This window comes from Paraburkholderia strydomiana (genome assembly GCF_046030495.1).
In the GTDB taxonomy this organism is placed as follows: domain Bacteria; phylum Pseudomonadota; class Gammaproteobacteria; order Burkholderiales; family Burkholderiaceae; genus Paraburkholderia; species Paraburkholderia strydomiana_A.
In genome coordinates, this window is the sequence record NZ_JAQQCJ010000016.1 from 182922 (window position 1) to 188921 (window position 6000).

General features: G+C 66.5%; 6 protein-coding genes. 3 read left to right on the forward strand and 3 right to left on the reverse strand.

The window, feature by feature from the left end; translation table 11 throughout:
• Nucleotides 1–198 precede the first annotated feature (198 nt).
• Nucleotides 199–456 (forward strand): hypothetical protein, encoded by a 258-nt coding sequence (locus PQQ53_RS22030; RefSeq protein WP_007182306.1) that lies wholly within the window; start codon nt 199–201, stop codon nt 454–456.
• A 102-nt stretch (nt 457–558) separates the two neighbouring features.
• Here the strand turns inward: PQQ53_RS22030 and PQQ53_RS22035 are convergent, their stop codons facing one another.
• Nucleotides 559–849 (reverse strand): putative quinol monooxygenase, encoded by a 291-nt coding sequence (locus tag PQQ53_RS22035; RefSeq protein ID WP_408142903.1) that lies wholly within the window; start codon nt 847–849, stop codon nt 559–561.
• Nucleotides 850–1381: 532 nt separating this feature from the next.
• On the opposite strand from PQQ53_RS22035, the gene PQQ53_RS22040 reads away from it, so the two are divergent.
• Nucleotides 1382–2701 (forward strand): EAL domain-containing protein, encoded by a 1320-nt coding sequence (locus PQQ53_RS22040; RefSeq protein WP_408142901.1) that lies wholly within the window; start codon nt 1382–1384, stop codon nt 2699–2701.
• A gap of 3 nt (nt 2702–2704) precedes the next feature.
• Here PQQ53_RS22040 and arfB read toward each other — a convergent pair whose 3' ends face one another.
• On the reverse strand, nt 2705–3109 hold the full coding sequence (gene arfB / locus PQQ53_RS22045) for an alternative ribosome rescue aminoacyl-tRNA hydrolase ArfB (RefSeq protein WP_408143230.1): 405 nt from the start codon (nt 3107–3109) through the stop codon (nt 2705–2707).
• Nucleotides 3110–3284: 175 nt separating this feature from the next.
• Between arfB and PQQ53_RS22050 the strand changes: the two genes are divergently transcribed.
• Nucleotides 3285–3926, forward strand: a complete 642-nt coding sequence (locus tag PQQ53_RS22050; protein WP_408326116.1) for a VC0807 family protein — start codon at nt 3285–3287, stop codon at nt 3924–3926.
• A gap of 64 nt (nt 3927–3990) precedes the next feature.
• Here the strand turns inward: PQQ53_RS22050 and PQQ53_RS22055 are convergent.
• On the reverse strand, nt 3991–6000 hold a 2010-nt coding region (locus PQQ53_RS22055; RefSeq protein WP_408326119.1), incomplete at its 5' end, for an AAA family ATPase.

Genomic DNA, 6000 nt, shown 5'->3' on the forward strand with positions numbered 1-6000 from the left:
GACCGGCAAAGGACTCGCGAGCAGGGCTGGCGACACGCGGCAAAGGTCTCGCGGCCACTCGCGCGGTGGTGCCAGCACGCCACCCCGGCGGGCCGCCCCGAGCCGTCGGCGCCCGGCTTTCGGTATGCTAAAGTCGCGCACCGACCGGCACCCAGCCGGAATCCCCTAACCCGTGCGCACCTTGGTGCGGAGGACAGCATGAGCAACATCCAGCTAGATATCGAATGGACCGAAGCAGCATCACGCAAAATTGAAAAACTGATGCCGCGCGGCGGTCAGGAAGCGTTTCTCGCGCTGCCGCCCGTCGAATGCCTGCCGATGGAAGGCGACGTGCTGTTTCTCGGCCCGGACGGCAAGCAGCAACCGTTCATCGTCGCGGAACGCCAGTATCACCACGACGGCGACGCCGACTGGACCATCATCCTGATCCTCGACGTCCCGCAAGCCACGCACTAAAAGACAAACGGCGAGCGCCGCGTGGGCCGGATCCGGCCTCATGGCTCACTCGCCGTCATCCCATTGCTTCGCCCGAGCGCCCGGGCAAAGCCTGCGCAACGCTTACGCGATCTTCGACACCACGCGAATTTCCGCGTGTTCGACCCAATCCGCCACGGCCTTTCTGTACGCGTCGATGTGTGCCGATTTCGCATGCACCGCGAGCGCCTCCGCGCTTTCCCAACGCTCGACGAACACAAACCGCCGCGGCTCCTGCACGTCGCGGTGCAAATCGTACTGAAGCACGCCCGCTTCCTTGCGCGTCGGCCCGACAATACCTTCGAGCGCCTGACGCAGCTGTTCTTCATGGCCCGGCTTCGCCACCGAGATTGCGACCACCGCGATTTCCGACATGCCTGTCCCCTTTTCACGAAAAGCAGCAGCATACCCGCCACGCGCCAAACCTGCTGGCGAGGGCGGCAAGACGCTCACGCCAGGTGACGACACCCGTGCGGGCCGATAAACAGCGCGAAAGCGCATAAAACGTCTGAGCACCGCCCTCGCCTGGAGTTTGGCGGGCGGCCGCTTGCCGCCCTGCTACGCTCGCTCCATGCAGGCTGTCCATTGCGATTGAGAATCGGTCTCGCGCGAGGCAAGCGCGTGCGAAACCCTCGCGCACGATACCTGCAACGCCGTGCCGGCTGCCCCTGAGGAGCCGGTCCGCGTAGCAATTTCCGGGGTCCGGCGTCTGTGATTACCCGCACATTCATGCGAATTGCAAACTGCTAGACTCGATTTGACTAATTCCGCCGGAGTCCTGCATGGCTGGCATCGCTCTACGCGTTCCTGAGCTCGACCGGTCCCGCCCTGCCTACGCCGGAGCCGTGCATCCGTTGCGCGCCGCCTGGATTTGCGCGCTCTGTCACCCGCATGCCGCGACGTCTCCATGTCCACTCCCCTGCCCGCCTTTATGCCAACTGTCAGCGAAGTGACCCTGAGCGGCCTGCTCCCGCACCTGGTGCGCGGCGAGTCCGGCTGGACCGCGACGTGGCGCGCGCTGACTTTGCACAGCGTGTTCCAGCCGGTGGTATCCGTCACGCATCAATGCGTGGTCGGCTACGAGGGGTTGCTGCGCGCTTTCGACCCGGTCGGCCTGCCCGTCTCGCCCGAAGTGCTCTTTTCCGGCACCCGCTCGGCCGCGGACGCGCGCGAACTCGATCGCATCGCGCGTTGTTTGCATGTCGCGAATTTCATGGAGCAAGGCATCACCACCGGCTGGCTGTTTCTGAACACACGCCCACAGGTATTCGAAACCGGCTGGCCGCAGCGCGCCTTCATCGACGAGTTATCCGCGCATTTCGGGCTGCCGCAGGAGCGCATCGTGATCGAAGTGCTCGAGCAACCCGCCGACGACGAATCAGCCGTCGCAAGCATGCTCGCCGCCTCGCAGCCGCGCGACTTCCTGATTGCCATCGACGACTTCGGCACCGGTTTTTCGAACTTCGACCGCGTGTGGCGCTTCCGCCCCGACATCGTCAAGCTCGATCGTTCGCTGGTGGCGCGGGCAGGCAAAGGTGAAGGCGACGATTCGATGATCAGCCATCTGATCGCGATGCTTCATCAGTCCGGCACCCTGGTGCTGGCCGAAGGCGTGGAGACCGACAAGGAACTGATGATCCTGATGCAGGCCGACGTCGATTTCGTACAGGGTTTCTGGTTCGGCCAGCCCAAGAGTTCGGTGCAGGCGGCCTGCGCGAAGGTGCCGACGCTGGTCGAGTCGATCTGGAGGAAGTTCGCCGATTACGAACGCGAGCACGCCGGCCATCCGCGGCTCGGCTTCGAGGGGTTCGCGGAAGCGGTGCTGGCCGCCGCCGAAACGTTCAAGGCAACCGGTGATCTTCGTCAGGCGGCACAAAAAGTGTGGCATCTGCGCGAGGCACGCCGGGTGTTCATCACCGATGGACAGGGCGAGCAGACGCAGTCGTCGGTCACGGCCACGTCGGTGCCGCCGCCTCCGTTACGGCTCGCGCCGCTCTACTCGGAGACGCGTAGCAACTGGTCGCGGCGCGCCTATTTCAAACATGCGCTCGCCGCACCGGGACGCGTCGCGATGATGGGGCCGCACTATTCGCTGGCGGATGGTCAGGACTGCTACACCGCTGCGATTGCGTTCGAGCACGATGGCACACATGTGCTGTGCGTCGACTTCGTGCCGAGCGCGTTGAATGCGGACGGGCATTCAACGGGGCGTGGGGGCAAGCGGTAGTCGCTAGTCGTCGACCCGGCTGCGGCCGGCTTTGGTCTCGCCGCGTTTTGCCTTGCTGTCGAGACGGCGCCGATTCGACGCGCGCGTCGGCCGGGTGGCGACACGCGGCTTGCGCGTCACACTGACGCTTTCGATCAGTTCGTCGAGCCGTGCCAGCGCCGCCGCGCGATTCATCTCCTGAGTCCGATGCTCCTGCGCCTTGATGATCACCACGCCGTCACGCGTGAGCCGATGATCGGACAGTGCAAGCAAACGCATCTTCAATACCTCCGGCAGCGACGACGCCTGCACGTCGAAACGCAGATGAATCGCGCTCGACACCTTGTTGACGTTCTGCCCGCCCGCTCCTTGCGCACGCACTGCGGTCAACTCGATTTCGTTCGGCGGGATCGGATAGCGGGATGTCATGAGCATGGTTTGAGGTGGGAAACGTAAGTGTACACAGCGTGTGCGGGGACCGCGCGCAGTCGCTCGAACGCCATGCGCTCCCGCCTATCGGACGCATCGGCCGATGGGAAAATCTATTTGCACCGCCTTCGCGTGTTCATCGATACTGCGCTCTCCATTTACAGCGCAAATTCACATGAAGCTCCGACCTGGTTTCGTGGTCGAACTGGCCGTCAATTTTCTGCTGCCGTGGCTCGCCTACCGCTTTTCGCTGCCGCACCTCAGCGAGACCGGCGCACTGATCGCGTCCGCCGTGCCGCCGATCGTCTGGAGCCTGGTCGAATTGGCGCGCTTTCGGCGCGTCGACGCGCTCAGCGTGATGGTCCTTGCAGGCATCGTGCTGTCGATCGCGGCCATGGCGTTCGGCGGCAGTCCCCGTGTGCTGCTGTTGCGCGAGTCACTGGTGTCGGGCGCGGTCGGCGTGGTGTTCCTGCTGTCGCTGCCGTTGCGCCGTCCGCTGATCTTCTATCTCGCGCGCGCCACCGTCGCCCGCGAAATGGAGGGCGGCGCCGCGCACTTCGAAGCGCTATGGCGTGAGCGGCCGGGCCTCGCTTCGTCGATGCGGCTGATGACGCTCGTCTGGGGCGTCGGCCTCACATGCGAAACCGCGCTACGTGCGTGGATGGCGCTCGCGTGGCCGATCGAGCGCTTTCTGGTCGTGTCGCCGTTCATCGGCTACGGCATCTATGGCGGGCTCGCGCTGTGGACGTTGTGGTATCGCAAGACGATGCGCAGCCGCGTCGATGGGCGTGTGCAGCCGGATGGGATGGCGGGGTGAGCCGGCCGCCCTGGCGTGGTCCCATGCCGCGTGAACAACGCGCGACGACGACATCACGCCCACCTCACTTACCCTTCCACACCTCCGCAATCCGCGTCGCCAAACCCGAATCACGCTGCGTCGGCGTCGCGATGGCCTGCGCCAGCACCGCGCGCGAGCCGACCACCTCAACACGCTCGCGCGCGCGCGTAATCGCCGTGTACACCAGCTCACGCGACAACACCCTGCTGAACACCGACGGCAACATCAGCACCGCGTGCTCGAACTCCGAGCCTTGCGACTTGTGAACCGTCAGTGCGAAAGCGGTATCGTGCGGCGGCAGCGCCGCGGGCGACACCGCACGCAGACCACCGTCGCCGGTACGGAAATACACCCGCAGCGCACCACCCGCGCCCGGTAACGCAATGCCGATGTCGCCGTTGAAAAGACCCAGCGCGTAGTCGTTGCGCGTGACCATCACCGGACGCCCCGCGAACCACTGCGCACCCACCGCCAGCGTCACACCCGCGGCGCGCCGCACCTGGGCGGCCATCGCGGCATTCACCTGATCGACGCCCCGCGGCCCTGAACGGGTCGCGCACAGAATGCGGAAGCGATTCAACGCGTCGAACAGCGGCACCGGGTCCGGCGTGCCGGCGGCGAGTGCTGAAGCGAGCGCATCGGCATACGGGGCGAAGCCGGCGGCAAGCCGTGCGACGGTGCGCTCGGCCAGCGCCGGGTGCGTGTCTTCGTGCAGCGCAGCGGGGCAGGTTTCAGCGGGGTCGATCAGTAGAACGTCGAGCGCCGCACTCGCCGAGCCGCTGCGAATCGCGAGCGACAAACGGCCGATCGGCGACTCCAGCCCGAACCGATAGTTGCGCTCGAGCCAGACGACGCAATCGGCCAACGGACTGCGAGCGATGGCTGCTGACGCCGTCGGGAAAGACCGCGGCGAAGACGCTGGCAACGCGCGCGGGTCTTCGACCGGAGCGTCCCTATCGCTGTCGAACAGATCGCCCGTGGGCTGCCGATCGAACGTGGCCGGCTCCACGCTGTATGCGAACAGATCATCAGGGGGCGCGTCGAGATCGTCCGGCGCGTCGAACGAGGCGAAGAAATCGTCGGGCGCTGTATCGACGTCCCGCGACACTTCCGGCAACGCCCGTTCGAGCCGCGCCGCCTCGATGCCGAGCGCCGCCGCGATCCGCTGCAGCCCGCCTGCCGTGAAGGCCGGCCGTGCGCTGAGTTCGGCGAACACCGCGCCGGCTTCGACGGCCGCCAGTTGGTCCTTGTCACCGAGCATCACGAGGCGCGTTTGCGGGGCAATCGCGTCGAGCAGATGCGCGGCCATCGCGACGTCGATCATCGACGCCTCATCGATTACGACGACGTCGTATGGCAGCGGATTGTCGCGATGATGGCGGAAACGTCCTCCCGGCCCGGAGCCGAGCAAGCGATGCAAGGTGTAAGACGTCTGCGGCAACCGCGCGGCGAGTTCGGGCGGCAAATCACCGGCGCGGGCGAGCAGGGCTTCCTGCATCCGCTGCGCCGCTTTACCGGTGGGCGCGGCGAGCGCGATCCGCAAGTCGGCGCGGGCATCGAGCAGGCACGCCAGCACGCCGACCACCGTCGTGGTCTTGCCGGTGCCCGGTCCGCCGCTGACGATCGTGAGCCGCCCCGACAGCGCCATGACCGCCGCGACGCGTTGCCAGTCGACTTCGTCGTCTCTCGGCGGACCGAAGTAGCGCAGCAGACGCGCGTGCAGAGTCCGGGCGTCTGCTGCTGCGGCATCAGGATCGGCACCGGCGTCGAGACCGGTTCCCGCCACCACCGCATCACGCTCACGCCCGTCGCCCCCACCCGCATGCATCACCAGCGACCGCGCAAGACGCCGCTCATAGTCGTAGTACCGAGCCAGATACAAGCGCCCTTGCCCGTCGATCACCAGCGGCCGCAACGCCGCGGCGCTTTGCGACCCATCGCTCACCATGCCGCTCGCGAACAACGCCGCGCGCACTTCGGCGCGGGGCGCCGCGCGGGGGGGCGCGCGGCGCGCCAGCCGGGCCCCGAAAAGGGCGTGGGGGGGGCCCCCCCC

Coding starts and splice junctions, on each gene's coding strand:
- PQQ53_RS22030 (WP_007182306.1), top strand. CDS start 199: ATGAGCAACATCCAGCTAGATATCGAATGGACCGAAGCAGCATCACGC.
- PQQ53_RS22035 (WP_408142903.1), bottom strand. CDS start 849: ATGTCGGAAATCGCGGTGGTCGCAATCTCGGTGGCGAAGCCGGGCCAT.
- PQQ53_RS22040 (WP_408142901.1), top strand. CDS start 1,382: ATGTCCACTCCCCTGCCCGCCTTTATGCCAACTGTCAGCGAAGTGACC.
- arfB (WP_408143230.1), bottom strand. CDS start 3,109: ATGACATCCCGCTATCCGATCCCGCCGAACGAAATCGAGTTGACCGCA.
- PQQ53_RS22050 (WP_408326116.1), top strand. CDS start 3,285: ATGAAGCTCCGACCTGGTTTCGTGGTCGAACTGGCCGTCAATTTTCTG.